The 24,439-nt window shown below is 66.3% G+C and carries 25 protein-coding genes; 12 read left to right on the forward strand and 13 right to left on the reverse strand.

Annotated elements, in window-relative coordinates:
- Positions 1-17 precede the first annotated feature (17 nt).
- From mdcA to CVM73_RS05470, 8 genes are read left to right on the forward strand one after another with little or no spacing between them, the layout of a single operon-like run.
- Positions 18-1,664, forward strand: a complete 1,647-nt coding sequence (mdcA, locus tag CVM73_RS05435) for a malonate decarboxylase subunit alpha (RefSeq protein WP_100231133.1) — start codon at positions 18-20, stop codon at positions 1,662-1,664.
- A 9-nt stretch (positions 1,665-1,673) separates the two neighbouring features.
- The gene (mdcC, locus tag CVM73_RS05440) at positions 1,674-1,991 is read left to right on the forward strand and encodes a malonate decarboxylase acyl carrier protein (RefSeq protein WP_100230975.1); all 318 of its coding nucleotides are present in this window, start codon (positions 1,674-1,676) and stop codon (positions 1,989-1,991) included.
- The gene (locus CVM73_RS05445) at positions 1,988-2,926 is read left to right on the forward strand and encodes a biotin-independent malonate decarboxylase subunit beta (protein WP_167406646.1); all 939 of its coding nucleotides are present in this window, start codon (positions 1,988-1,990) and stop codon (positions 2,924-2,926) included. The genes mdcC and CVM73_RS05445 overlap by 4 nt, the downstream gene beginning before the upstream one ends.
- Positions 2,913-3,635: a biotin-independent malonate decarboxylase subunit gamma gene (mdcE, locus tag CVM73_RS05450; protein WP_100230976.1), complete on the forward strand. Its 723-nt coding sequence runs from the start codon at positions 2,913-2,915 to the stop codon at positions 3,633-3,635. The genes CVM73_RS05445 and mdcE overlap by 14 nt, the downstream gene beginning before the upstream one ends.
- Complete coding sequence (mdcG, locus tag CVM73_RS05455) at positions 3,610-4,290, forward strand: malonate decarboxylase holo-[acyl-carrier-protein] synthase (protein WP_100230977.1); 681 nt, start codon at positions 3,610-3,612, stop codon at positions 4,288-4,290. Before mdcE ends, mdcG begins: the two co-directional genes overlap by 26 nt.
- A complete protein-coding gene (gene mdcB / locus CVM73_RS05460; RefSeq protein WP_100230978.1) occupies positions 4,287-5,168 on the forward strand; it encodes a triphosphoribosyl-dephospho-CoA synthase MdcB in 882 nt (293 codons plus the stop codon). Before mdcG ends, mdcB begins: the two co-directional genes overlap by 4 nt.
- Entirely contained in the window at positions 5,165-6,118 is a 954-nt protein-coding gene (locus CVM73_RS05465; protein WP_100230979.1) for an AEC family transporter, read from the forward strand. The genes mdcB and CVM73_RS05465 overlap by 4 nt, the downstream gene beginning before the upstream one ends.
- Positions 6,115-7,053 carry an acyltransferase domain-containing protein gene (locus tag CVM73_RS05470; RefSeq protein WP_100230980.1) on the forward strand — a complete coding sequence of 313 codons (939 nt, stop codon included), beginning with the start codon at positions 6,115-6,117 and terminating at the stop codon, positions 7,051-7,053. Before CVM73_RS05465 ends, CVM73_RS05470 begins: the two co-directional genes overlap by 4 nt.
- A 240-nt stretch (positions 7,054-7,293) precedes the next feature.
- On the opposite strand, the gene CVM73_RS05475 is transcribed toward CVM73_RS05470, so the two are convergent.
- The 6 genes from CVM73_RS05475 to CVM73_RS05500 all read right to left on the reverse strand — a co-directional run bounded on the left by CVM73_RS05475 (position 7,294) and on the right by CVM73_RS05500 (position 13,826).
- Positions 7,294-8,574 (reverse strand): HlyD family secretion protein, encoded by a 1,281-nt coding sequence (locus tag CVM73_RS05475; RefSeq protein WP_100230981.1) that lies wholly within the window; start codon positions 8,572-8,574, stop codon positions 7,294-7,296.
- 11 nt (positions 8,575-8,585) lie between these two features.
- Positions 8,586-8,789 carry a DUF1656 domain-containing protein gene (locus CVM73_RS05480; RefSeq protein WP_100230982.1) on the reverse strand — a complete coding sequence of 68 codons (204 nt, stop codon included), beginning with the start codon at positions 8,787-8,789 and terminating at the stop codon, positions 8,586-8,588.
- Positions 8,786-10,639 carry an FUSC family protein gene (locus CVM73_RS05485; protein ID WP_100230983.1) on the reverse strand — a complete coding sequence of 618 codons (1,854 nt, stop codon included), beginning with the start codon at positions 10,637-10,639 and terminating at the stop codon, positions 8,786-8,788. The genes CVM73_RS05480 and CVM73_RS05485 overlap by 4 nt, the downstream gene beginning before the upstream one ends.
- 161 nt (positions 10,640-10,800) lie before the next feature.
- Positions 10,801-11,178: a response regulator transcription factor gene (locus tag CVM73_RS05490; protein ID WP_100230984.1), complete on the reverse strand. Its 378-nt coding sequence runs from the start codon at positions 11,176-11,178 to the stop codon at positions 10,801-10,803.
- Between the two features lie 102 nt (positions 11,179-11,280).
- Entirely contained in the window at positions 11,281-11,952 is a 672-nt protein-coding gene (locus tag CVM73_RS05495) for a response regulator transcription factor (RefSeq protein ID WP_100230985.1), read from the reverse strand.
- A complete protein-coding gene (locus CVM73_RS05500) occupies positions 11,949-13,826 on the reverse strand; it encodes a PAS domain-containing sensor histidine kinase (protein WP_245452219.1) in 1,878 nt (625 codons plus the stop codon). The genes CVM73_RS05495 and CVM73_RS05500 overlap by 4 nt, the downstream gene beginning before the upstream one ends.
- A gap of 461 nt (positions 13,827-14,287) precedes the next feature.
- Here CVM73_RS05500 and CVM73_RS40620 point away from each other — a divergent pair, with 461 nt between their 5' ends.
- A complete protein-coding gene (locus CVM73_RS40620) occupies positions 14,288-15,142 on the forward strand; it encodes a helix-turn-helix domain-containing protein (protein WP_208639169.1) in 855 nt (284 codons plus the stop codon).
- Between the two features lie 11 nt (positions 15,143-15,153).
- Entirely contained in the window at positions 15,154-15,393 is a 240-nt protein-coding gene (locus tag CVM73_RS05515; RefSeq protein ID WP_245452220.1) for a hypothetical protein, read from the forward strand.
- A 40-nt stretch (positions 15,394-15,433) separates the two neighbouring features.
- Here the strand turns inward: CVM73_RS05515 and CVM73_RS05520 are convergent, their stop codons facing one another.
- Both CVM73_RS05520 and CVM73_RS05525 read right to left on the reverse strand, forming a co-directional pair.
- Positions 15,434-16,801 (reverse strand): amidase, encoded by a 1,368-nt coding sequence (locus CVM73_RS05520; protein ID WP_100230989.1) that lies wholly within the window; start codon positions 16,799-16,801, stop codon positions 15,434-15,436.
- Positions 16,782-17,978 carry an MFS transporter gene (locus CVM73_RS05525; protein ID WP_100230990.1) on the reverse strand — a complete coding sequence of 399 codons (1,197 nt, stop codon included), beginning with the start codon at positions 17,976-17,978 and terminating at the stop codon, positions 16,782-16,784. The genes CVM73_RS05520 and CVM73_RS05525 overlap by 20 nt, the downstream gene beginning before the upstream one ends.
- 26 nt (positions 17,979-18,004) lie before the next feature.
- Here CVM73_RS05525 and CVM73_RS05530 point away from each other — a divergent pair, with 26 nt between their 5' ends.
- Complete coding sequence (locus tag CVM73_RS05530) at positions 18,005-18,340, forward strand: hydroxyisourate hydrolase (protein ID WP_167406647.1); 336 nt, start codon at positions 18,005-18,007, stop codon at positions 18,338-18,340.
- Here CVM73_RS05530 and CVM73_RS05535 read toward each other — a convergent pair whose 3' ends face one another.
- From CVM73_RS05535 to CVM73_RS05550, 4 genes are read right to left on the reverse strand one after another with little or no spacing between them, the layout of a single operon-like run.
- Positions 18,341-19,156: an ABC transporter permease gene (locus tag CVM73_RS05535; protein ID WP_167406648.1), complete on the reverse strand. Its 816-nt coding sequence runs from the start codon at positions 19,154-19,156 to the stop codon at positions 18,341-18,343.
- Positions 19,156-20,019 (reverse strand): ABC transporter permease, encoded by an 864-nt coding sequence (locus CVM73_RS05540; protein WP_100230993.1) that lies wholly within the window; start codon positions 20,017-20,019, stop codon positions 19,156-19,158. The genes CVM73_RS05535 and CVM73_RS05540 overlap by 1 nt, the downstream gene beginning before the upstream one ends.
- Positions 20,020-20,038: 19 nt before the next feature.
- The gene (locus tag CVM73_RS05545) at positions 20,039-21,085 is read right to left on the reverse strand and encodes an ABC transporter substrate-binding protein (protein WP_100230994.1); all 1,047 of its coding nucleotides are present in this window, start codon (positions 21,083-21,085) and stop codon (positions 20,039-20,041) included.
- A 30-nt stretch (positions 21,086-21,115) separates the two neighbouring features.
- Positions 21,116-22,210: an ABC transporter ATP-binding protein gene (locus CVM73_RS05550; protein WP_100230995.1), complete on the reverse strand. Its 1,095-nt coding sequence runs from the start codon at positions 22,208-22,210 to the stop codon at positions 21,116-21,118.
- A gap of 88 nt (positions 22,211-22,298) precedes the next feature.
- Here CVM73_RS05550 and CVM73_RS05555 point away from each other — a divergent pair, with 88 nt between their 5' ends.
- Positions 22,299-23,687: an amidase gene (locus tag CVM73_RS05555; RefSeq protein ID WP_100230996.1), complete on the forward strand. Its 1,389-nt coding sequence runs from the start codon at positions 22,299-22,301 to the stop codon at positions 23,685-23,687.
- Here the strand turns inward: CVM73_RS05555 and CVM73_RS05560 are convergent, their stop codons facing one another.
- The gene (locus tag CVM73_RS05560; RefSeq protein WP_167406649.1) at positions 23,688-24,437 is read right to left on the reverse strand and encodes an aspartate/glutamate racemase family protein; all 750 of its coding nucleotides are present in this window, start codon (positions 24,435-24,437) and stop codon (positions 23,688-23,690) included. It lies immediately after the preceding gene.
- Positions 24,438-24,439: the final 2 nt, after the last annotated feature.

The raw sequence follows: 24,439 nt of genomic DNA on the forward strand, positions 1-24,439 counted from the left end.
GCCGAGGAGCAAAGGCCATGACGAGCTGGCAGACCAACCGCGCGACGCGTGATGGCCGTATCTCCGCAGGCGCCGTGCTTGCCCGCGGCAAGATCGTGGAAGCCCGAGACGCTACGCGTTTGCTGGAGGCCGTGATAAGGCCCGGCGATCGGGTCTGCCTGGAGGGCGATAACCAGAAGCAGGCGGATCTGCTCAGCCGCGCCCTGCTGGCCGCCGATCTCTCCAGGATCAACGATCTGCATATGGTGCAGTCGGGCGTCGTTCTGCCCGAGCATCTGGACCTGTTCGACCGCGGCGTTGCCAAGCGCCTCGACTATGCCTATTCCGGGCCGCAATCGGCGCGCATCGCCCGCATGCTGTTCGGCGGCAAGATCGAGCTGGGCGCGGTCCACACCTATCTCGAATTGTTCGCCCGCTATTTCATCGATCTGACTCCGCAGGTCGCGTTGATTGCCGCCGTCAGCGCCGACCGCGACGGCAATCTCTACACCGGCCCCAACACCGAGGACACGCCGACCGTGGTGGAGGCGACCGCCTTCAAGGACGGCATCGTGATCGCCCAGGTCAACGACATCGTTGAGACGGTACCGCGTGTCGACATACCGGCGGACCGAGTCCACTTCATCGTCAAGTCCGGCAAGCCGTTCTTCGTCGAGCCGCTGTTTACGCGCGATCCGGCCGCGATCACCGAGGGACAGATCCTGACCGCAATGCTCGCGATCAAGGGCATCTATGCGCCCTATGGCGTGCAGCGGCTCAATCACGGCATCGGCTTCAGCACGGCCGCCATCGAGCTCCTGCTGCCGACCTTCGGCGAAAGGCTGGGGCTGAAAGGCAGGATCGCAACCCATTTCGCCCTGAATCCGCATCCCGCGCTGATTCCCGCGATCGAAACCGGCTGGGTGCGGCAGATCCACTCGTTCGGGTCGGAGGTCGGCATGGATGACTACATCCGAGCCAGATCCGACGTCTACTTCACCGGCCCCGATGGCTCGCTGCGCTCCAATCGCGCCTTCTGCCAGACCGCGGGTCTCTATGCCTGCGACATGTTCATCGGCTCCACGTTGCAGATCGACCTGCAGGGAAATTCGTCGACCGTCACCACGTCCCGCATCGCCGGGTTCGGCGGCGCGCCGAACATGGGCGCGGATGCGCGCGGGCGCCGTCATCCGAGCGAGCCCTGGCTGAAGGCGGGAGCCGAGGCTGACCCCGATGGCGCGACCCTGATGCGCCGCGGCCGCAAGCTGGTCGTGCAGATCGGCGAGACGTTCGGGGACAAGAACGTGCCGCTGTTCGTCGAGAGGCTCGATGCCCTCGAGCTCGCCGAGAAGCTGAACCTCGAGCTCGCACCGATCATGATCTATGGCGACGACGTCACGCATATCGTTACCGAGGAGGGCGTGGCCAACCTCCTGCTATGCCGTACCGCGCAGGAGCGCGAGCAGGCCATTCGCGGTGTTGCGGGCTACACCGATGTCGGCCGTCGGCGGGACCACAGCATGGTCGCGCACTTGCGCGAGCGCGGGGTAATCCGCCGCCCGGAGGATCTCGGCATCAATCCGCTCGATGCGGATCGCAGCCAGCTCGCTGCGCGCTCGATCAAGGATCTCGTGCGCTGGTCGGGCGGCCTCTACGCGCCGCCGTCGAAATTCAGAAACTGGTGAGGACGGTCCATGGAAGGTCTTAAGTTCGCGCACAGCGTTCGCACAAGGGCCGGCGGCACCAGGCAGAGCGCAATCGTCGGCGTGGTCGCCTCGGGCAATCTGGAAGTGCTGGTGGAGCGCGTCTTGCCGGACGCGGAATGCGCCATCGACATCAAGACCGCGGCAGTTGGCTTCGGAGAGGTGTGGACCGCCGTCGTCGGCGATTTCGTCGAGCGCTATTCGCCCGGCGGGCTGAGATTCTCGATCAATGACGGCGGCGCGCGCCCCGATACGGTCTCGCTTCGGCTGGCGCAGGCGGTGCGGTCGATCGCGGAGAACGGCCAATGACCGCGCCACTCGAGGATATCACGCCGGCCGAGCGCGCCCGCGGCACCAGCTTCTATGAAGCGTCGGCCCGGACGCGGCTGGAGTTGCTGCTCGATGCCGGCAGCTTCATCGAGTTCATTGGGCCGGAGCAGCGCGAGGTCAGTCCGCACCTGAAGATTTTTGATCTGCCCGAGCAGTTCGACGACGGCATCGTCGTCGGTCGCGGCCGGCTCGACGGCTCGCCGGTGTTCGTCGCCGCTCAGGAAGGCCGCTTCATGGGCGGCGCCTTCGGCGAAGTGCACGGCGCCAAGCTGACAGGGCTGCTCCGCGCCGCACGCGAGATCGGCTCGATCCCGGTCCTGATCCTGTTCGACACCGGCGGCGTGCGGTTGCAGGAAGCCAACGCCGGCGAGCTCGCCATCGCCGAGATCATGCGTGCGGTGATGGAGGCGCGCAGCGTCGGCGTGAAGGTGATCGGCCTGATCGGTGGCAAGTCCGGATGCTATGGCGGCGGCGGATTGATCGCCGGCTGCTGCTCGGCGCTCGCCGTCTCGGAGCCCGGGCGCATCGCAGTGTCAGGGCCCGAAGTCATCGAGACCAATCGCGGTGTCGAAGAGTTCGACTCGCGCGACCGCTCGCTGGTCTGGCGTACCATGGGCGGCAAGCATCGCCGGCTGCTCGGCGCCGCCGACGTCTTTGCCGACGACAATGTGCAGGATTTTCGCGAGGCCGCGCTGGAGCTGCTGGGCCTGGTCGGACCTTTCGGCCTCGACAAATTGAAGGCGGAGCAGGAGCGGCTTGCCGACCGGTTGCGCCGTCTCAGTACCTGCTTCGATGCCGTCGACATCTGGACGGCGGAAGGCATCGCGCATGCCGAGACGGTTCCGGAGCTGCCGGCCGATCAGTTCATTGCGCTCGCTGACAGGATCGGGAGGATCAGCCGTGACGCTCGATGACATTCTCGCCTCGCTCTTCCCCGACGGCCATGAGGTCAGGAACGACAGGGGCGTCCTTCTCGGCTCGGCGAGGCTCCGATCCGGCGGCAGCATGCTCGTCCTCGGTGTCGCGGACCGGACCGCGCTGGGTGTTGACGAGGCGATCAGGTTGTCCGGCCATGTCCTCAAGTCGATCGGCCGGGACAGCGGCCCGATTTTGGTGCTTGTCGACAGCGACAGCCAGCGCATGAGCAAGCGCGACGAGTTGCTCGGGCTGAACGAATTCCTCGCGCATCTGGCCAAGGCATTGATCCACGCGGACATGAACGGCCGCCCGACCATCGGCCTTCTCTACGGTCACTCGGCGGCGGGCGCGCTGCTCGCGACGGGACTTGCGACCCGGGTTCTGGTCGGGCTGCCCGGCGCCGATCCTGCGGTGATGGACCTGCCGTCGATGGCGAAGGTGACCAAGCTGTCGATGGAAGCTCTGGAAGAGAAGGCGAGGTCGACGCCGGTGTTCGCGCCGGGCCTGTCCAATCTCGCGCCGATGGGCGCCGTTCACATGATATGGAGCCATGCCGCCCCGCTCGCCGATCAGCTGGAGGCGCTGCTGGCCGACATGCCGGCAGCGCGGGACAGGCGGGATGCGCTCGGCAAGGCGCGTGGCGGCCGACTCAAGGCCGCCGAGATCGCGGAGCGTGTTCGTGACCTGGCCCTGCAAGCACGCTGAGCGTCCGCCGGGTCGTCACGACCTCGTCTTCGTCAGCCCCGCAGGATGGCGCACGATGCTGGACGCACGCGGCGATCTCGCAACGGATGCGCTGGTCGCGCGCTGGCCCAAGATGCGATGGCCGACGATCAGACGCCGCGCCTTGCCAGGCGAGGCAAACGGCCTTGCTTTGGGACTGCCCCTGCCGCCCTCGGCCGGCAAGAGGCGGATTTCCCTCCTGGTTGATGACGACCACGTCACCTCCGTCGCAAGGCCGCCGTTGCTGCGGCAGGCGCGGGCTTACGCGCCGCGCAACTGGTGGCCGACGCTCGACCGGCTCGACGCGCTGGCGCGTCGCCATGCGGTGGATGCGCGCGTCTTCGGCAGCCTGGCCTGGCAGTCACTGACCGGGCTCGACTACGTGACCACTCGTTCCGACCTCGATGTCCTGTTCGAGTTTCGAGCCGAGACCGACATCGACCGCTTCGTCGCCGATGTTGCCGCGATCGAGACCGATGCGCCGATGCGGCTTGATGGCGAGCTGATGGCTGCGGACGGCGCTGCGGTCAATTGGCGCGAATTCCACGGCGGTGCGAGCGAGCTTCTGGTCAAGAACATTGAGTGCGTGGTCCTGCTCGGCAGGCGTCAATTCATTTCGGGAGCGATGGCATCATGATCACCACCGCCGCAAGAGGCGTGGAACGGACGACGCTGCGCCGGGCGCAGATCACGCCCAATGTCCCCGCCATCGGTGCTGTCGCCGCTGATTGCCTCGTCAAGGAACTCGAAACCTGGCCGAAGCCGGGGCTCGTGAGCCACGTCGACAACGGCAGTCACGACGACATGGATGCGGGCACGTTTCGCCGCAGCGCTGCGGCGATCAGGCCTTATCTGCAACGCCTGGCCGATGCGGGTGCGCTCGGTTGCGGCATGGGGCGGCTGCGGATCATCGGCCTCGAGGCGGAGCGCGCCATGTTCGCGGCAACGTCGGGGGTCAACACGCATCGTGGCGCGATCTTCGGGCTCGGACTGCTGTGCGCGGCGGCCGGCGCGAGAGCCGGTGGATTGATCGATCCACGGCTTCCGCTTGGCGATGTCGTGACGCGTCGGTGGGGCGGCAGCATCCTCGACGGTCCCGTGCTGCTGCACAGCCATGGCAGCGCGGCCCGCCGCCGCTTTCGCGCCGGCGGTGCGCGTATCGAGGCTGCGGCAGGATTTCCGAGTATCTACAGAATCGGCCTACCAGCTTTGCACAGAGCAATGTCTGTCGTGCCGCACGATACGGAAGCCGCCCGGGTCGAGGCGTGCTTTGCCCTGATCGGCTCCGTCGAAGACACCAACCTTCTGCATCGCGGCGGGCTGGACGGGCTTCACTTTGCACATGATGCGGCGCGCCGCTTCATCGCTTCAGGCGGCGTCGGAGCGCCCGGCTGGCGCACCCGCGCACAGGCGATCCATGACAGCTTCATCGCCCGCCGTCTCAGTCCAGGGGGATCGGCCGATCTGCTTGCCATGACGCTCTTCGTCGACGCCCATGAGGGGCCGACCTCATGACCTCGAACGTCATCCTGATGGCGCTGGTGCCGGTGTTCTTCGTCCTGCTACTCGGGTTCGTCGCAGGCAAGGCCCGCATCGTCGACAATGGTCACGTCGAAGGCCTCAATGCGCTTGTGATGGATTTCGCACTGCCGGCCTCGCTGTTCGCCGCGACTGCATCGGCCCCGCGCGACCGGATCGCCGAGCAAGCTCCGGTCTTCCTGGTGTTCGGCGTGACGATACTGGTCATCTATGTCGGCTGGTACTGGTTCGAGCGCACCTTCTTTGCGGTGACGAGGTCCGACGCATCGGTGCAGGCGCTGACGGTCGGTTTCCCAAATCTTGCCGGCGTCGGTTTGCCGATCCTGTCGACCGTGCTCGGGCCAACCGGCGTCGTCCCGGTCGCCGTTGCGCTCGCAACCGGCTCGATCCTCGTCAGCCCCCTGACCCTCGTGATCGTGGAGATGAGCACAGCCAAGACCCGCGGCGCCGATGCGCCGTCGCAGCCGGTTTTGACGGCGGTGCGGCGCGCGCTCGCCAAGCCTGTGGTGTGGGCACCCGCGCTTGGCATTGCGCTCTCGTTGTTCGATCTGAATCTCGATGCACTTGTCCATGCCTGCCTCACTCTGATCGGGAACGCGGCTGCAGGCGTTGCCCTGTTCCTCACCGGTCTCGTTCTGTCGGCCCAGTCGCTCCGTCTGGACTTGAGAGTCATTGTCGCAACGGGAGCTGCGGATGTTATGCGTCCGCTGGTGGCGGTCGCGATCGTCTACGGCTTTCACCTCACCCCTGATGTTGCGAAGACGGCGATTCTGCTCGCGGCATTGCCTTCGGGCTTCTTCGGCATCCTGTTTGCAGTTAATTACCGGCTGGACTCCGCGACGATCGGCTCCATGGTCATCGCCAGCACCGGTTTCAGCGTCGTGACCCTCGCGGTTGCGATCGCGATGCTCTCTCCTCAGCCATGACGCTCGCGATCCTGTGCTCGGGACAAGGCAGGCAGCATCGGGACATGTTCGCCCTCACGGGCGATGCGCCGGAAGCTGCGCGCCTGTTTGCGCACGCGGCGACGTTGCTCGGTGGCGGGGATCCGCGCGAATTCGTGCGCCGCGAATCCGATGAGACCCTGCACCGCAATCGCGCCGGCCAGATTCTGTGTACCTTGCAGGCACTCGCCGCGGCGGCCGCGCTCGGCGATGCCGTTCCGCGTGGCGCCATCGTTGCCGGCTACAGTGTCGGCGAGGTCGCGGCCTGGGGCGTCTGCGGCCTCCTTGAGGCGACCGTCACGCTCGACCTCGTGGCGCGCCGGGCGGAGGCCATGGATGCAGCGACGTGCGTCGGCGATGGACTGGTCTTCGTCCGCGGCCTATCGCGAGAGCAGGTCGATCGCCTTTGCGAGCGCCATGGCGCAGCGATTGCGATCGTCAATCCGGGCGGTGCCTTTGTCATCGGCGGTGACCGGGAGGCGCTGGGTCAGATCGCCGCAGAGGCGCGGGCGATGCACGGCGCAAGGGTCGTCGCCTTGCCGGTTGAGGTTGCCTCTCACACCGAACGGCTCGCTGGCGCGTATGTCGCATTTCGCGAAGCCTTGCGCCTGGCGCCGGTGCTATTCCCGCCAAGCACCGGTGCGCGCATTCTAAGCGGGGTCGATGCTGCTCCGGTCGTCTCGCGCGAGACTGGTCTCGACAAACTGGCCGCGCAGATCTCGCAAACCGTGCAATGGGCCGATTGCCTCCAAGCCTGTGTTGAAGCGGGTGCAACGGGGTTTCTCGAGCTGGGGCCGGGACATGCGCTGAGCGGCATGGCTGCGGACATCGCGCCCGGACTTCCGGCGCGCTCGCTGGATGATTTCAGGAGCCTTGAGGGCGTCCGCACCTGGCTCTCGCGTCACGTCAGCCCCTAAGCCGGAGAGTCCTGAACGGACGATGTCATCGATCGCGCCTTGTGCTGCCGAAAAAAGGGGGCCGTCCCTTGGGGAGGACGGCCCCTGAATGCTCGTATGCCCAGGGAGGAGGGAGGCTCGAGCCGTGACTTGGGGGTCTCAGTCACGTAACATGCACACCATCGCCGATCCCGCAGCCGAAGTATTTCACGAACCCCCGCTGTTTCTCATTTCGCATGATTCACGAGAGGCCCGTGCGCTTCAGGGCAGGCGTGGCGAGGCGTCGATGCCGGGTGTCAGCCCGGGTGCGAGCTTCGCTGCCGGCGGAACCGCGGGCTCGCGGGCATAGGGAAGTGCTTCCACCTCGGGTCGCTGCTGCGATGTCGCCTGCAGGCAGTTCGCACGAGGCGGCGGCCCCGCGCCGAACAAACCGGAGACGGGATCGACGAAGTGCTCGCGGAGGCGGTCGAGCCAAGTCTGGCCCCCGCCCGCCGAGGGCTGCCGGATCGTTACCGTCGCGGTCATGCCGGAGACGAGCGGGACATCGGGTGGCACGGTGTCGATGGCGAGGCGAACTGGTACGCGCTGCGCGAGCCGCACCCAGGTGTAAATCGGATCCACGTTGGGCAGGCCTTGCGCGCCCGCGGCGGCGTTCGACACGCTGATGCCGCGCGTCACGGTCTTCACATGTCCCAATATCGGCTTGGAATAACCGACCAGTTGTGCTTCGGCACGATCGCCGACGCAAACCCGGGCCATCTTGGTTTCCTCGAAATAGCCGTCGATCCAGAAACTGTCGGAGTCGATCACGGAAACGTTGCTGACGCCGGTGACGGCATAGTCTCCCGCGCGCAACAGGAGGTTAGTGACGTAGCCGTCGACCGGACTGACCACGCTGGTGCGCTTCAGGTTCAGCTCCGCCAGTGCGAGCTGGTGCGCCGCAGCCTCGTAGGCAGCTTTCGCCTGCGCCGCATTGCCTGCATAGATCTGCTGTTCTTCGGGCGTCGTTGCAAGATTGGACAGATGCTGCCGGCGGTCGAACTCGGCCTGCTTCACCACGAGGTCCGCGGCCCGCTGGTCGACCAGAGCCTTGTCGACGCGGACCGCCACCTCAAAGTCGAACGGATCGATCACGTAGAGGACGTCGCCCTTGTGGACGAACTGATTGTCGGCCACCCGCAGCTCCACGATCTTGCCCGCAACCTGCGGCGCAACGTTGGCGACCTGGACGCGGACGCTGCCGTTTCGCGTCCAGGGCGCGGTGACGTAGTGCTGCCAGGTCGCAGCCGCTATCACAACTGCGACAAGTGCGATGCCGAGGGTCGCAAGATGCCTGCCGGCACCGCGCATGAAATGGCCGATAGCTTGACGCCGCGGCCTCGTGGAGAGCGTCGTCCATGCCGAAGGTCTGAGGCTGTCGGACGCGCGATCGCTGGTGTCGCGCGCCACAGTCTCCCGCGCATTTGAGCCGTCTACGGCGTCAGCATCGGCTGGCGGTTCGCCGTGAAGCGGGGCGGCATCCCGAGGCATGGTAGCTTCCATGACACTTCTCCCTAGAAGAACAGTGCGAGCATGCCGAACATCGCCACGTAGAGGCAAAGTTCGGCCAGCGACGGATTGCTGAAGACTCTCGCGAAGCCGACGAAGCGCAGCAACGGGCGAAGCATGAGGAACGCAAGCAGCGCGATTGCCGCATAGGAGACGATGGGAGCAATGAGCACGTCACCGACGACGAGTTCCCGATAGGTGTTCGTCATGGCCGTTCGCCTTGGTTAGGAGACAGTAACGGTGCGAATGCGCTGCTTGCCGGGATCAGCACGGCAATGGCGGAATTGGCGGACAGGTTGCTCCGCGCTGCGGCCTCGCGCAGCGCCTCGGCAGCCGCGAGGATCGCGGCGCCGTTGCGCTGGGCGAGGGCCTCTCGCGCGTCCTGTGCCACATGAGCGAGCGGCCCCTGTGTCAACCGGTCCAGTTCGGCGCGGCAACGCCGCAAGGCTTCCGCCTGGTCGAAACAGCGCATCGCTTTGGCTGTGATCGGACCATTGAGGACCGAGCCGTTCGCGGTCAGAATTTGGTCGATGCGCGCGGCGTCGCGGAACGCGGCTTCCTCTGGTGCGAGGTCTCGGGCTCGCCCGCTGTCGAGATGGCTCAGCTCGCTCCCAGCCTCTCTCAGCAGCAGTCGCACGCGCCGATCGCCCGACAAGGGAGGCAGCAGCGTCTGCGCCGTGAAGACGAGCACCGACGACAGGCAGGCGAACAGGCTCGTCACCAGAAACACTTCGGGGTCGTAGCTCTGCGGATTGGTCGGCGCGAGCACGGCGAGTGTGAACACGAGGACCAGGCGACCGAGGGAAGACAGCATGGGGCTCGGCAGCGAGATCAGCAGCGCGAAGCCGATGACGACAGGCGCAAGACCGATCGCCAGCAGCTGAAATTCGGACACACCGTTGAAGACGACGTATTTCAGGATGCCCGCCAGCACGCAGGCGATCGGCATCGCCATCATCGTCACCAGCGTGAAGGTCCGTGGCGCAGGCGACGTCGAGCTGAGGCCGATGATGACCGCGACGAGCGAGAGGCAGAGCTCGGTGCTCGGCCAGCCTGTCAGCACGAAGAAGACCGCAATCAGCGTGAATGAGATCGCGGCCCGTGCAGCGGTTTCGGCCGCGATGCGGCGGGAGCGATAGAGCGGCGCGCGCCATGCACGATATGGGCGTGTCCCTTCACGCAGCGCATCGAGGCTGCTGCGCACCTGCGCGTTCTTTCGGCTGATCTCGGTCTGGAGCCAGGATCGGGACATCGCGACCAGCCTGGCTGTATTTGGGGAGGGGGCGGGGAGCACCGCCAGCATGCGGTCGAGAGAGAGCGCGCTGACGAGATCGACCAGCGCCGAGCGCGCGGCCTCGGCTCTTGCCGTCCCGATGCTCGATTCCGTCGCAAGGCTGGCGATCTCCGGACGCACCGCCGCGATGTCATGCAGCAGGCTCGCCGCGGCCGGTGCGGAGGCATGCTCGGCATCCTGCGCGAGGTCCGTGACGCGGCGGTGCAGCGCCTCGATGCGGCTTGCCAGCACCGGATGGTAGTTCGGCGCGGCCAGAACCTCGTTCACGAGCGCCACCGCAAGGACCCCAATGCCGATGGCGGCGCCGCGCGCGACGCCGGTCGGGACCACCTGCAGCGGGGTGTCGATCTGCTGGATGTCGATCAGGGCGACGGTGATGCAGCAGAGAGCCGCAGCATAGGCGCGGTTCCCATCCAGCATGCCCGCCACATAGACGCAGAGCCCGACCCAGATGCCGAGCACTGCGAGCAGGAGACTGTCGGTCTGGGAGAACATCCCCGCGATTGCGATGGATGCCGCAACGCCGATAGCGGTTGCGAGCAGCCGATAACCTGCCTTTTCCATGCCCTGACCGCGTGTCGGCAGCGCCAGAACGGCAACGGTGAGGGCGGATGACGACGGAGATTCGAGCTCGAGCCAGAAGCTCACATAGAGTGCGAGCAGCATCGCCAGCCATACCCGCAGCGCGAAGGCCCAGGAGCTCGCCGGGAAACCGGCGAAGAGCAGCGGGGACGGCGCGGCCGCACTGGTCGCGTTCACGGGCATCGTGCCTCATCCATTTCCGGCAGAGCGTGCCGCCCGGCCGAAGTCGATGCCGACTATGAGGTTTGTCCGACCTGGCGGTATTTCCGGTCCACCAACGCGGTTGCCGGAATGCACGTCCGGTGGGGGACGAGGGCCGCCGCGCGAGAGACCGGTCGGATGGGCTACGGCGCCTGGCCTGCCAGCGCCGCTTCGAGACAGCGGATGATCTCGTCGCCGCTGGAGGGCTTGCCGAGATAGCAATGCGCGCCGGCCGCTATCACGCGCTGGCGCACGATTTCGCTCGGAAATGCGGTCATGAAGATGATCGGGAAGCGGCGCCCCGAGGCGATCAACTGTGCCTGCAATTCATCGCCGGTGATGACGGGCATCTGGATGTCGGCGATCATGCATGCCGGATCGTCGCCCGGCGCGTGCTCAAGGAAGTCGACGCCGGATTCGTAGGCCTGGGCCTCGTAGCCGAGCGAGCGGACCAGGCTCGCCAGCGAGGTGCGAACGCCTTCGTCGTCGTCAACTATCGCAATTACGGGGCTTTGGGCCATTCGCGCACAATCCTGACCGCGGTGTTCCGCAAGGAGGAATATCTCCCGTTGCGCGGCCGATGACACCTTATGCACCCGGGGGCGGTCCCGCCGAAATTATACTCAGGTTTGGTCCGTGGTCCTGCGGGTTTGGGAAACTCCGAGGGCCTCGGCCTTGCGAACGAGGTCGGCCAATGACCTAACCCCCATCTTGCGCATGACGTTCCCGCGGTGGATTTTGACCGTGATCTCGCTGAGACCGATCAGGGCCGCCACCTGCTTGTTCATCAGGCCGGCGGTGACATGGCCCATCACCTCGCGCTCGCGCGCCGTCAGGGTTTCGTACTGGGCGCGGATGTCATCCTTGGCCGCGGCTTCGGCACGGTGCTGCGCATCGCGCTCGAGCGCCGCCGTCACGGCGTCAAGCATGTCCTGGTCGCGAAACGGCTTGGAAAGGAAGTCGACGGCGCCGGCCTTCATGGCGCGGACCGACATCGGAATGTCCCCGTGGCCGGTCATGAAGATGATTGGATAGCTGATGCCTTGGCGGACGAACTGGCTCTGCAGGTCGAGCCCGCTCACGCCCGGAAGGCGGACGTCCAGCACGATGCAGCCGGGGCCGTCGGGCAGCGAGCTGCCGAGCAATTCGGCCGGCGAGCCGAACAGGCGCGTCTGGAGGCCGACGGATCGGAACAGGCCGTCGAGCGAGGCGCGGATGCCTTCGTCGTCATCGACGACGATCACGATTGCGCTAGCGGGTTGGGCCGGTGGCTGCGCCTGGTTTGGTCGGGTCATGGCAAGGCGTGTTCTTGGCTAAGTGGCAATGTCAGGTGGAATGTCGTTCCCGAGCCCGGAGTGCTCGCCACCGACAATCGGCCGCCGTGAGCTTCCACGGTGGTTCGGCAGATCGCAAGCCCCATGCCCATTCCGCCATCCTTCGTCGTGAAGAACGGATCAAACAGGCGCGGCAAGTCGTCAGGCTGGATGCCCGGGCCGCTGTCCTGCACCATGATCGCGAGGGTTTCGCCGTCCTCGCTGCCGACACGCAGCGTGATGGTGCGGGAACCGGGCTGGCCGGACATGGCTTGGCCGGCATTGATCAGAAGATTGATCAGGACCTGTTGCAGCTGAACCCGGTCGCCGCGAATCGGCGGCAGGCCGTGCTGCGCCTCGACGGTGAGGGCGACCTCGTCCTTGGCGAGCTCGCGCGCAACCAATGCGGTCGCCTCCTCGATGATCTCGCCAATTTGCAGCATATCCCGCTGGGGCGGGGCCTTCTTCAGGAAGGTCCGGATGCGGGTCACGATCTCGCTCGCGCGGCGGCCCTGAGCAACGACATGGCCGATCGTCGTCGTGACCTCCTGGAGATCGGGTACGTCGCGCCGCAGCCACCGCAAGCCAGCCTCGCCGCTGGTGACGATCGCCGCCAGCGGCTGGTTCACCTCGTGCGCAATCGACGCGCTGAGCTCGCCGAGCGTGGCAACCCGCGCAGCATGGGCGAGCTCGGCTTGCGCCGCGAGCAGCGCGTCCTGCGCCTGCCGGCGCTCGGTAATATCGACGACGAAGATGAGCACGTTATGATCTTCGTCGGATTGAGGCGGAAAGGTGATCGTGAACAGCACGGGGACCTTGTGTCCGTCGAGGCGCACGAGCTCGGTCTCTCCTTCGTGAAACCGCTCTCCTTCCGCGAATGCCACCAGCGCGTCCAGGAAACTGCGATTGCCCTCGCCGAGCAGCTTGTCCACGTTCTTGATGAAAGCGGCAGAGCTGCCTGCCCCCGCCATCTTCTGCAGGGCAGGATTGACATCGATGATTCTGGCAAGCCCGCGGGCATTCCGGACGAAATCGGGATGTCGTGCTAGATAATCGCGCAGGTTCGCCCCTCGGGTCGGTAGCGAATTCAGCGCGGTCCGCAGTCCGCTCCAGTCTTCCTCGGCGACGCCGATCCGGCTTGCGTCGAACATTCGGCGGTATCGCTGCTCGCTCTGCACCAGCGCGCTGTGCGCCGCCACGCGGTCCGTGACGTCGGTGTGCGTTTCGAGCACGCCGACGGGCTTGCCGAGATGGTCGCGCTGCAGGGCCCATCGGGCATCGACGGCGAGTGCGGCGCCGGCTTTCGTCCGTTGCTCCACCCTGCCTTCCCATCGCCCGGTATCGAGCAGGCTGGCCTCGATGACTTCCCTCCGGTCGGGATAGCTGGTTCGCAGAAGCTTGTCGGCAAGCTGCCCGAGCGCCTCGTCGGCCGACCAGCCGTAGGTCTGTTCCGCTGCCTTGTTCCAGAAATTGATCACGTTAGCGCGATCGCGGACGAAGATCATGTCGTGCGAGAGGTTGAGCAGGCGCGCCTGCGCCGCCAGGCGATTGGTTGCGGCATGATTCTGGAGCGCGAGCAGCGTGGTGATGGCAATGGCCGCGAGGCTCACCAGGGCACGAAAGGCCGGTGAGGCGATGGGCTGGAGATCATGCTTTAGCAGATACGCCGTGATCGTCAGGGCGGCACAGCCGATCGCGGCGACGATGATGTCGTTGCGCCGGTTCGTCCTTGCCGCGAGCAGGATCGTAACGACGTAGAGAACCGCGACCGCGCCCTGGAGCGGTGTCAGCACGTCGACCATGAAGACCGCGAGGGCGAGGAGGGCGGACCAGAACTGCAAGCCGGCGCGGCTCACGGATGAACCCGTAGGCCGATCAAGGTTCGTCATCGTCGCAGGCGGGGTTCTTCTCATTGCAGCCGCGTTGATGCCGCGATTTGATCGCGTCCACAATAACCCGCCAGTTGGTTTTCGTGCTCTCGTGGAAGACCTCGTGGATAGTTGAATTCGGCGTGGGTTCCGAAAGCGAGAATCCGCAGCCGGACAAGGCTTTCGGTGATTTTGCCGATCGCGGACGCGTCAACTTACCGCAGGCCGGCGGAGCCGTGGGGCTCGAGCATTCGGTCAATGCAGGCGAAGTGTTCCGCTCGTCCTCTCGGGTCGGGATCATACTTACGTATGACGCGATCAACCCGAGACCTTATCCATGCACCCGCGCGTAGAATGGAGCGCGCGGATCGCCGAACTACTCTGCTCCCATCGCATTCGGACAAGCCGGCCAGGCATTGACGGTGCGAAATGGGACAGGAGATTCGACGATGTCGCTGCAGATATCATACCCGCAAAATGCCAAGGATCATGTCGCCGCCGCAATCGACGTCTCGTCCATCGACGGCCCGCGGCTGCGGCCATCGAGACGTTCGGCGCGCTCCGGCGAGGAGGCCATGATGCTCTCCCTCGTGCATCTGGATGTTGCGCTGGCCATCGAGCCGCCTGCGCCGGACGTGCGAGGGTCTGCCGATGGCGGGCCGAGCTTCAGGGTGTCCGCGAAATGTCTTGCGAACGCATCCGCGGAGTTCGATCGGGAGCCGGGTGGGGCGGGGTTCACGGACCCGGTGATGCGGCGCCTCTCGGATGCACTCGTGGCCACCAAAGCCATGCACCACCCCCATTCCGCCATTCTCGTCGACGCATTGCGCCTGGCCATGTTGACCCGCAAGGCCAGCCGGCGGACGGTGGTCGATCAAAGCCAGTCCGAGCCGGCCGAGAGCGACCGCGAAGGGCAGTCCTGCCGGGCGGTGCGGTCGCTGCAAAAATGGCGCCTCAAGCGCGTCATGCAATATATCGACGACAATCTGGACGCGAAGGTCACCCTGCAGCATCTGGCCGCCGTTGCCGGCCTGAGCCGGATGCACTTCGCCGCGCAGTTCCGTGCGGCCGTCGGCATGCGGCCGCACGATTATTTGCTGAAGCGGCGGATCGAGCGCGCCCAGGAATTGCTGTTGCGGGCTGACGCCTCGCTCGTCGACATCGCCTTGACCGTCGGGTTCCAGACGCAGGCGCACTTCACGACAGTATTCAAGCGCTTCGCCGGCAACACGCCATATCAATGGAGAAGCGCTCGTCTCGCGCAATTTCAGCCGCTGCCGCGCCTAGAGGCGAGGGCCTCATGAGCTGCGTTGGTATGCAGGCCCTGTTGCTGCCGCTGCTCGGTATCCACTCGGCGCTGGCGCACCACGAACTCATGGGATTGTTCGAGATCACGCGTGTTCTCGGCGCCTCCTATCGTTTCGCCTCCTCGGGGTCCGGGTTAGGCGCCCTCTACGGTCGCTTCACGCTGAACTTCTGCAGGATCATTGTTGGAGGCGTCGTACACGATGCATCGATGGAACGGTCGATCGAGGAAGCGGTCCCGCAGACTTGAAAGAGACGGGCGATGGACGGATATCGGTCGACGGCAGGACTTACGTTCGCAAGATGGCCTCGATCTCTTGCGCTGCTGCCAGCAGCGAGCGGTCTTGTCCGCGCGCGGCGATGATCTGAAGACCGAAGGGAAGCCCGCGCCGATCCGTTCCGCACGGAATCGAAATCGCCGGCAGGCGGGCATGATTGACAAAGGGCGTGAACACCGCGTGGGCACGCGGGCTTGCGGCTTTTCCGCCGATCATGTCCGGACCGAGCTGCGTCAGTGGCCACGCGGCGCACGGGACGGTTGGCGTCAGCAGCAGGTCGACCTCAGTGAAGAAAGCTGCGAAGGCATTGGCAATCGCGGTGCTCGCGAGCAGCGCTGCTGCAACGTCCGCACCCGACCAGGAGAGGCCTCGCTCGATCTGCTTGGCTATATCGGGATCGAAGACGGTCGGATCCTTGCGGAACGTGTCACCATGGAGCGCCGCCAGACCCGCATGCTGAAGCGGCATGATGGCGTCCTCCGTGGCGCCTGCCGGCCAGATGGGATCGCGTTGCGTGATGCGCAAACCTGCGGCGGAAAGCCGGTCGACGGCGGAGACGAGGCCACTCGCGACCACATCATCAATCGCGACGTCGAGACCAAGGCGCGGCGAGAACGCGATGCGCTGACTGCCGATGTCTTTGGCCTGCTGCGCAACGACGGCAGAGCCCGGATCGCGTCCATCGAGGCCGGCCATGGTTTCGAACGCCAGCGCGATGTCGGCGACGTCGGCGGCGATCGGCGCGATGACTGAGAGGCCGAAGAACGGCTCGGCGAAGCCGGGCCCATAGGGAATCGCGCCATAGGATGGCTTGAAGCCGGCGACGCCGACATGAGCCGGCGGCCTGCGGCTGGAGCCACCCGCATCAGTGCCGATCGCGAGCGGCACGAGGCTGGCCGCAACGGCCGCGGCCGGACCGCCCGACGACCCGCCTGGCGTCAGCGCAGGATCGAGGGGATGCCGCGTTGGCCCATACAGCTGCGAGGTCGTGACGCCCTTGCAGGCGAACTCGGATGTTGCGCCGATGCCGACGATGACGGCACCGGCCTTGCGCAGTCGTTCGATCGCAACGGCGTCGCGTGACGCGATGAAATCAGCGAACAGGCGCGAGCCCTGCGTCACGCGCCAGCCGCCGACCCAGATGTTGTCCTTGACGATGACGGGGATGCCGGCGAGCGGCATCGTCTCGCCGGCACGCAGGCGATCATCGACCGCCACAGCATCGGCCAGCGTGCGTGCAGGATCGATCGTGACGACCGCGTTCAAGGCCTTGGCTACCTCGATCCGCGCCAGTGCGGCCTTTGCGGTCTGGACGGCGCTCGTCCGTCCAGCCGCAACGTCGGCAGCGATCTCGCGCGCGCTATTTGTCCGCTTTGTCATGGCCTCCCCATATCAGTGCCAATGTGCCGCCGAGGGCAAGGCACGCCAAGGCGAAGAAGGCCATGCCGAGGCTGGCCACGCCATCCAGGATCGACACCAGCGCTGGCGCCGCGAGCAGCCCGGCATAGGATGCGGTCAGCACTGCGCCGGTGGTCTCGCCGATCCGGTCCTGCGGGGCGAGGCGGGCGATCTCGGCGACGAAGACGCCGTTCCAGCCCGACGCCGTCAGGCCGAACAATGCGGCAATGATGAATTGCCCGCTGCAGCCGAGCGATGAGCCATTGAGGCCCAGCAGCGCGGCGCAGAAGGCCATGCCGAGGCCGATGACGACGAGCACGGCGCGGGAGGCGTCGAGGCGCATGGCAACATAGCCCCAGCCGAGCCGGCCGACGAGGCCGCCGGCTTGCGCGCAGGCGAGCGCCATGCCGGCCTCGATATGGCCAAGGCCGAGCTCGCGGGTGCCGAGCGTGACGAAGACCGTGTTGAGCGACACCTGCATCGCGCTGAACGGCATCGAGGCCAGCGCCAGCATCGCGATCCGTCGGTCCGCAATCACCAGCGCCAGCCGCGCGCGGAGATCGAGCTTTGGGGGCGGAATGACCTTGACGGCGTAGGCCGGCCGCAACCATTCGAACAGCAGGATCGCGAGTAGCGCGCAGACGCCCACCAACGCATAGCACCAGGCCGGTCCGAGCGAGATGGCGATCGCGGGCAGCGCCAGCGAGCCGCCGACGGCGCCGATCTGGTTGCCGGTCTGGCGCATCGAGAACACGAAGGCGCGGCGCTCGGCGGTGACGAGCCGTGCCAGCAGCGCCGCGCTCGCCGGCGTCTCGGGGCCCATGGCAAGGCCGAGGCAGAGGCCCGCGGCCAGCAGGGCGGCACTCGATCCGAGCGAAGCCAGCGCCATGCCGACGACGATGGCCGCTGCGCACAGGCTCGCGATCCGCAGCGAGCCAAGGCGCGCGATGAAGCCGCCGCCCCAGAACGAGGCGGGAATGCCGACCGCGAACACCGCACAGGAGAACATCGAGAGCTGCCAGACCTCGATATGGGCGCGCGGCGCGACCACGCCGGGCGCGAACAGGGCCAGCGCGACGAGGGTCTGCAGCGCGGTCATCGCTCCCAGGGCCGGCAGCAACGCGGGTGCTGGCCGAATGGCGGTATTTCCGTCTACCATGGCGCTACGCTCATGGGAGGATCATTGTGGCAGGCGGTATTTCCATTCATGCGGTCGATGTGGCGAGCGGGCGCCCGGCACAGGGGCTGCGCGTCGAGATCTGGCGGGTCGATCCGGACTCGCTGCGCATCGCCGACGGGCGGCTCGGCGCCAACGGCGTGCTCGATCACGCTGTCGCGCAAGGCGCAGGCGTGACGGCTGGCGAGTACGAGGTGTTGTTTCATCTCGGTGAGTTCTTTGGCGAGCGCGACGGCTTCCTGACCGTGACGCCGTTCCGCTTCCGCATCAAAAACGTTGACGAGCATTTTCATCTGCCGCTGAAATTCACGCGCTGGGGTTATTCGCTGTTCCGCGGCGCCTGATCAGCTTGTCAGCCGGCGCGACAGGCCGGTGACGCGCTCCATGACCGCGACCAGCGCGACGGTGGCGATGATCAGCACGCCCGACAAAGCGGCGATGGTGACGTCAAGCTTGCCTTCGAGATCCTGCCACATCCGGATCGGCAGCATGTCGGTCGCGGCATCGCGCAGGAACAGCGAGACCGGCACATTGTCGAAGGACGACATGAAGGCGATGAAGGCGCCGGCGATGATGCCGGGCCGGATCAGCGGCAGCACGATGCGGCGGAAGGTGTAGAGGCGGCTCGCGCCGAGCACCGCCGAGCTTTCGAGCAGGGTCGGCTCCAGCTGCGCCAGCGCTGCGACCGTGTTGCGAACGACATAGGGCACGCAGACCACGGTGTGGCCGATCACCAGCGTCAGCGGCGACACCGGCAGGCCGACCAGCGAGAACAGCATCAGGGCAGCCAGACCAAAAGCCAGCGCCGGCAGCACCAGCGGCGACATGAAGAGGGAGTCGAGCAGCCGCGCCGACAGCGTCCGCGATCGCGAGATCGCCAGCGCCGCGGCGACGCCGAGGGCGACGGACAGGCCGGTCGCCCATAGCGCGACGATCAGGCTGTTCTTGGCCGCGAAATGGAGCTGCCAGGCATTCCACAGCTCGGCGTACCAGCGCAGCGAATAGCCGGGCGGCGGGAAGCGCAGCGAGAAGCCGCTGGTGAAGGAGACGATCAGCACCACGAGCGAGGGCGCGATGATGATAACAAGCGCGATCACGGCGATCACGGTCATGACGAGCTCGAAGCTGATCGCCTCAAGAGTGCGCTTGCGGCCGCTCATCATGCCCCTCCATAGCCGCGCGATAGGCGGCCGAGCGTGGTGAAGACCGAGACGACCGCGAGCACGGCGAGCAGGAAGATGATCGAGATGGCCGCCGCAAACGGCCAGTTCTGCAGTGTCGAGGCCTGCTGGTAGAGATACATCGGCATGAACAGCATCTGCCCGCCGCCGACCAGCGACTGGGTGATGAAGGCGGTGATCGCGGCGGCATAGGTCAGCGTGCAGCCGGCGATCACGCCGGGCAGCGACAGCGGCAGCACGATCCGGAAGAAGGTGCGCCAGCTGCCGGCGCCGAGCGAGCAGGAGGCATCGTCGAGATTGGGATCGATGCGGCCGAGCGCGGTGATCAGCGGCAGCGTCATCAACGGCATCTGCACCTGCGCCAGCGCGATCACCACGCCGAACTGGGTGTACAGCAGCTTTAAGGGCGTATCGATGACCCCAAGGGATTGCAGCGTCGCGTTGATGATGCCCTGACGCCCGAGGATGACGATCCAGGCGAAGGTGCGCACCACGACGCTGGTCAGGAGCGGCAGCAGCACGATCAGGATGATGATGGTTTGAAGCTTTGGTCCGACCCGCTGATACAGCCACGCAATGGGAAAGCCGAGCACGAGGCAGACGGCCGTCACCTCGGCGCCCAACAGCAGCGTCGAGCCGAGCACGCCGAGGCTGAAGGGATCGGTGAGGAAGTGCAGGTACTGGCCGAGCCCCCAATGGAGCCCGGCCGTGTCGTTGTGCAGCGAGAGCCAGAACAACTGCAGCAGCGGCGCGACGAAGAAGATCAGGAAGAACAGCGCCAGCGGCGCTGCCAATCCCATTCCGTAGGACGTCACGTCCCGTGATGCCGGTGCTGCGCCCATCACTCAAGCCTTCAAGGTCTTAGATCTTGATCTCGCGGTTGAAGCGCTCGATCCAGGCCGAGCGCTGCTCGTTGATCTTCTTCCAGTCCTGGAACACGAACTTCTTCTTCAGCTCGGCCGTATCCTTGGCCAGCACGCGCGCGATCTCGCCGCCCATCGTCACCTTGGAATTGGTCGGCACGATCAGATAGGGCGGATTCATCAGCGTGGTCTGCACCTCCGGCATCAAGGCCGCCTCGATCAGCTTGAAGGCGAGCTCGCGGTTCGGCGAGTTCTTGACGACGTGGATCGTGGTCTTGAAGGCGATGGCGCCTTCCTTCGGCGCCACGAACTCGACCGGCACGCCGCGCGCTTTCAGGATCTGGATGGCGTTGAAATTGCCGGGCGAAATGTCGATCTGGCCCTGCTGGAACAGGGTCGCAAGCGCGCCGGGATTGGCGGCAACGGCCGCGAGATTGGGCTTGAGCTCCTCCAGCGCCTTGAAGCCGGGATCGACATTGGCCTCCGAGCCGCCGCGCATCTTGGCGATCTCGACCAGCCAGCCGGTGCCGAGCGTCGAGTTGAGGTTGGTGATGCCGACGCGGCCCTTGAACTCCGGCTTCCAGAGATCGGCCCAGGATGTCGGCGGCGTCTTGACGGCTTCCGGATTGTAGGTGAGGCCGACGACCTGGAAGAACGGGGCGGGGCCCATCGGCTCCTGCGCCTCGGCGATCAGGTCCTTGTAATAGGCGCTCTTCTCGACCGGATAGGGCTCGACCAGATCCTGGCCGATGGCGACGAGGGCGGGGCCGGGATCGTGCAGCATGACGTCGATCGGCGGATTGGCCTTGGCGGCGTTCACTTTCGCGATCTGGTCGACCGAGAGCATGGGATCGAGCACCATCGCGGCGTCGGCATTGGCTTTCCGGAATGCGGGCACCAGCACGGCCTTGTGCGCTTCCTCCCAGCTTCCGGTGAAGGTCGCAAACACCAGCGGGCGGGCCTGGGCGTAGCTCAGGCCTGGAAACGCCTTCATGGCCCCGAGTGTGAGCGCCGTGGTCAGCAGGCTTCTGCGGTTCATGATCATGTCGAACTCCCCTCTGGACAAAGACTGGATCTAAAGCGTTGCGGGAAAGGCGTTGGCGAGCGATGGGGCGAGCGGTGCGAGACGCACTGCAGCGCCATTCTCCAGCGCGCGCGTCTCGCCGATGCGCGCCTGCGAGACCTTAACGCCGGAGCCGTCGGCCGTGGTGACCTCGTGCACGACGGTGGCGCCCAGCGGCAGCGACATGCCGACGACGCCGGCAAAGCCGGTCCCGTCGCCGACGAATTGCAGATGCTCGGGACGGATGCAGACGGTGACACGGCCGCCTTCGCTGAGGGCGCCGCCGGCCGGCCTCGCGATGATCTCCGCGCCGGCATCGAGGCGCACCTTCGCCGCCGTGCGGTCCGCCGAGACCACGACGCCTGGCATGCGGTTGGTGGAGCCGACGAAGGTGTTCACGAACAGCGTCTGCGGACGGTCATAGACGTCCGACGGCGAGCCGAATTGCTCGAGCTTGCCATGGCTCAGCACGGCAACACGATCGGCCATCGACAGCGCCTCTTCCTGGTCGTGCGTCACGATCAGCGTGGTGATGCCGGAGACGCGTTGCAGCCGTTTGACCTCGATCTGCATGTCCAGCCGCAAATTCTTGTCGAGCGCGGCGAAGGGCTCGTCGAGCAGCAGGATCGACGGCTTGATCGCCAGTGCGCGGGCGAGCGCGACGCGCTGCTGCTGGCCGCCGGAGAGCTGCCGCGGCAGCCGCTCGGCCATGGTCGGGAGCTGCACCAGCTCCAGGAGCCGCTGCGCCTCGCGCTGGCGCGCGGCCTTGTCGATGCCGCGGGCGGCGAGGCCGTAGGCGACATTCTCGCTGATCGACAAATGCGGGAACAGCGCGTAGTTCTGGAACACGATGCCGACCGCGCGCTTGTTCGGCGGCAGCGCATCGACGATGTCGTCGCCGATGATGATCCTCCCTTGCGTCTGCGCGATGAAGCCGGCGATGATGCGCAAGAGCGTTGTCTTGCCGCAGCCGGAGGGGCCGAGCAGGGCGATGATCTCGCCGCCCTTGATGTCGAGATTGATGTTCTCGACCGCAAGCGCGCCGCTGGGATACCGGTGGGTGACCGCGTCGACGACGAGCGATCGGCCGCTTGGCGCATCAGCCATGATGTTGCCTCTCGTTGCCCCAGAGGAGAAAGCAAGTCTCATGCCCGCGCCTGTCGCTTTTCGGCGCGCACTCGGGCATGGTGGCCCGATGACATCGGATCGATCGATATGCGAGCTCACGGCGACGGAGCTTGCGCGCGTCATTGCGAGGGGAGAGCTGTCCTCCCGTGACGCCGTCGAAGCGCATCTGGCGCGGATTGCGAGCCTCGACGCCCGATTGGCGGCATTCGTGACGGTCGATGCGGACGGCGCCCGCCACGCTGCGCAGATCTGCGATGCGGCCTCTGCGCCGATTGGCCCGCTGCATGGCGTGCCCATTGGGATCAAGGACCTCACCGACACTGCGGGACTTACGACGACTTACGGATCCGTGCTGTTTCGCGATCATGTGCCGGCCGAGGATGATCTCGTGGTGGCGCGGCTGCGGCGCGCCGGCGCGATCATTCTGGGCAAGACCAACACGCCGGAGTTCGGCTTCGGCGCGGTTTGCACCAACAGATTGTGCGGGCCGACGCGCAACCCGTTCGATCCCGCGCTGACCTCCGGCGGATCGTCCGGCGGCTCCGCCGTCGCGGTCGCGGCCGGCATGGTGCCGCTGGCGCATGGCACCGATTTCGGCGGCTCGGTGCGCACCCCCGCAAGCTTCTGCGATGTCGCCTCGATCCGGCCGACACCGGGCCGTATTCCATCGCCGCGCCGGCCGCTCGGCTGGGACATGCTGGCCACCCACGGTTTCCTCGCCCGCAGTGTCGACGATCTCGAGCTTGCGCTGTCGGTCTGCGCCGGCAGCGATGCGGATGATCCGCTCTCGCTCGGCAGCGCCGGCGACGATCGACCTATCGCTGGCCGTCCCCGGATTGCGGTCACGCCCGATTTCGGCGTCGCGCCGGTCGCACGCGAGGTTCGTGCACGCTTCGCTGCGGCTTGCGAGGCGCTCGCGCGTGTTGCCGAAATCGTGCCGTCCTCGCCCGATTGTGGCGGGGCAATCGAAACCTTCCGCACGCTGCGCGCCGCGCACATCGCGAGCAGCTATGGCGGGTTGCTGAGGACCCGGCGTGCGGAGCTCACTCCGACGGTGATCTGGAATATCGAGGCCGGCGCAAATCTGTCCGCGCAGGACTACCTCAACGCCGAGCGGTGTCGCACCGCGATCTACCGCAGCTTTCGCGAGCTGTTCACTCACGCCGATTTCCTGGTCGCGCCCGCCGCATCCGTCTTGCCCTGGCCGAATGAGATCAGCGACGTCACCTCCATCGATGGCGCCGCGCTGGAGACGCCGATCGACTATCTCGCAGTCACGTTCATCGTGTCGCTGGTCGGCTTCCCGGTGCTGACCTTGCCGGTGTCGCACGGGGAGAAGGAGCTGCCCTTCGGCATCCAGATCGTCGCACCGCCGGGGTGCGAATCGCGCTTGTTTGGCTTCGGCCGTATCCTCGAAAACGAACTGGTTCTTTCGCATCGCCGGCCGCCTCTCTGATCAGCTGTCGCGATGCTCGAGCCGGGCGGCGAGCGCGTCGGCGAGACCAATGGTCGGCTTGGCGGCGGGCCGGCGGAACGTGCCCGCTGTCGCCTTGCGCAGACCCAGCGCATGAAGTGCCTCGGCCTGCTTCACCGAGGCGATGACCTGATCGACCACAGGGACGGCGATCCGGTCGGCGACGCGCTCGGCAAGGCCCGAGAGCGGGGCGCCGGCAAAGATCAGCACATCGGCCTCGTCCTCGACGATGGCGCGCTGGGCGAGCTCGACTAGCACGTCCTCCTTCTCGGTGCCGACCTCGGAGATCGCCTGAAAGGGCGTATCGAGCATGCGGATGCCGGCGCAGCGCTCCCACAATCCGTGGGTGCGCACGCATTCCTCGTACCAGGGCCCCAGGGCCTGCGCGAAGGTGACGATGGCAAAGCGCCGTCCGGCCATGCAGGCGGTCAGCATCGCCGCTTCCGCCATGCCGACCACGGGAATGTCGAAGGTCTCGCGCGCCGCGAACAGGCCGGGATCGCCGAACGCCGCGATGATCGCGGCGTCGACTTTTTTGTGCTGCTCGGCCAGCATCTCCAGCGCAATGGCGCCGCCGATCTGAGCCTCGGTGCGTGTGGCGATATAGGGCACGCCGCGGGTCGCGGTGCAGGGAATCAGCTCGGTGCCTGATGAGGCCGCGCGCTGCCCGACGCCCAGCATCAGCTGTGTGACCTCGGTGCTGGTGTTCGGATTGAGCAGCAGCAGCTTCATCT

The sequence above is a fragment of the Bradyrhizobium forestalis genome, from assembly GCF_002795245.1.
Lineage (GTDB): Bacteria > Pseudomonadota > Alphaproteobacteria > Rhizobiales > Xanthobacteraceae > Bradyrhizobium > Bradyrhizobium forestalis.

What these genes read in the sequence shown, in the direction of transcription:
- CVM73_RS05515 (WP_245452220.1), top strand. Translation starts at nt 15,154, where the DNA reads ATGCAGGCCCTGTTGCTGCCGCTGCTCGGTATCCACTCGGCGCTGGCG.
- CVM73_RS05495 (WP_100230985.1), bottom strand. Translation starts at nt 11,952, where the DNA reads ATGACCCGACCAAACCAGGCGCAGCCACCGGCCCAACCCGCTAGCGCA.
- CVM73_RS05545 (WP_100230994.1), bottom strand. Translation starts at nt 21,085, where the DNA reads ATGATCATGAACCGCAGAAGCCTGCTGACCACGGCGCTCACACTCGGG.
- mdcC (WP_100230975.1), top strand. Translation starts at nt 1,674, where the DNA reads ATGGAAGGTCTTAAGTTCGCGCACAGCGTTCGCACAAGGGCCGGCGGC.
- CVM73_RS05555 (WP_100230996.1), top strand. Translation starts at nt 22,299, where the DNA reads ATGACATCGGATCGATCGATATGCGAGCTCACGGCGACGGAGCTTGCG.
- CVM73_RS05535 (WP_167406648.1), bottom strand. Translation starts at nt 19,156, where the DNA reads ATGAGCGGCCGCAAGCGCACTCTTGAGGCGATCAGCTTCGAGCTCGTC.
- CVM73_RS05540 (WP_100230993.1), bottom strand. Translation starts at nt 20,019, where the DNA reads ATGGGCGCAGCACCGGCATCACGGGACGTGACGTCCTACGGAATGGGA.
- CVM73_RS05490 (WP_100230984.1), bottom strand. Translation starts at nt 11,178, where the DNA reads ATGGCCCAAAGCCCCGTAATTGCGATAGTTGACGACGACGAAGGCGTT.
- CVM73_RS05480 (WP_100230982.1), bottom strand. Translation starts at nt 8,789, where the DNA reads ATGACGAACACCTATCGGGAACTCGTCGTCGGTGACGTGCTCATTGCT.
- mdcB (WP_100230978.1), top strand. Translation starts at nt 4,287, where the DNA reads ATGATCACCACCGCCGCAAGAGGCGTGGAACGGACGACGCTGCGCCGG.
- CVM73_RS05560 (WP_167406649.1), bottom strand. Translation starts at nt 24,437, where the DNA reads ATGAAGCTGCTGCTGCTCAATCCGAACACCAGCACCGAGGTCACACAG.
- CVM73_RS05520 (WP_100230989.1), bottom strand. Translation starts at nt 16,801, where the DNA reads ATGACAAAGCGGACAAATAGCGCGCGCGAGATCGCTGCCGACGTTGCG.
- mdcA (WP_100231133.1), top strand. Translation starts at nt 18, where the DNA reads ATGACGAGCTGGCAGACCAACCGCGCGACGCGTGATGGCCGTATCTCC.
- CVM73_RS05445 (WP_167406646.1), top strand. Translation starts at nt 1,988, where the DNA reads ATGACCGCGCCACTCGAGGATATCACGCCGGCCGAGCGCGCCCGCGGC.
- CVM73_RS05465 (WP_100230979.1), top strand. Translation starts at nt 5,165, where the DNA reads ATGACCTCGAACGTCATCCTGATGGCGCTGGTGCCGGTGTTCTTCGTC.
- CVM73_RS40620 (WP_208639169.1), top strand. Translation starts at nt 14,288, where the DNA reads ATGTCGCTGCAGATATCATACCCGCAAAATGCCAAGGATCATGTCGCC.
- CVM73_RS05470 (WP_100230980.1), top strand. Translation starts at nt 6,115, where the DNA reads ATGACGCTCGCGATCCTGTGCTCGGGACAAGGCAGGCAGCATCGGGAC.
- CVM73_RS05525 (WP_100230990.1), bottom strand. Translation starts at nt 17,978, where the DNA reads ATGGTAGACGGAAATACCGCCATTCGGCCAGCACCCGCGTTGCTGCCG.
- CVM73_RS05550 (WP_100230995.1), bottom strand. Translation starts at nt 22,210, where the DNA reads ATGGCTGATGCGCCAAGCGGCCGATCGCTCGTCGTCGACGCGGTCACC.
- CVM73_RS05475 (WP_100230981.1), bottom strand. Translation starts at nt 8,574, where the DNA reads ATGGAAGCTACCATGCCTCGGGATGCCGCCCCGCTTCACGGCGAACCG.
- CVM73_RS05485 (WP_100230983.1), bottom strand. Translation starts at nt 10,639, where the DNA reads ATGCCCGTGAACGCGACCAGTGCGGCCGCGCCGTCCCCGCTGCTCTTC.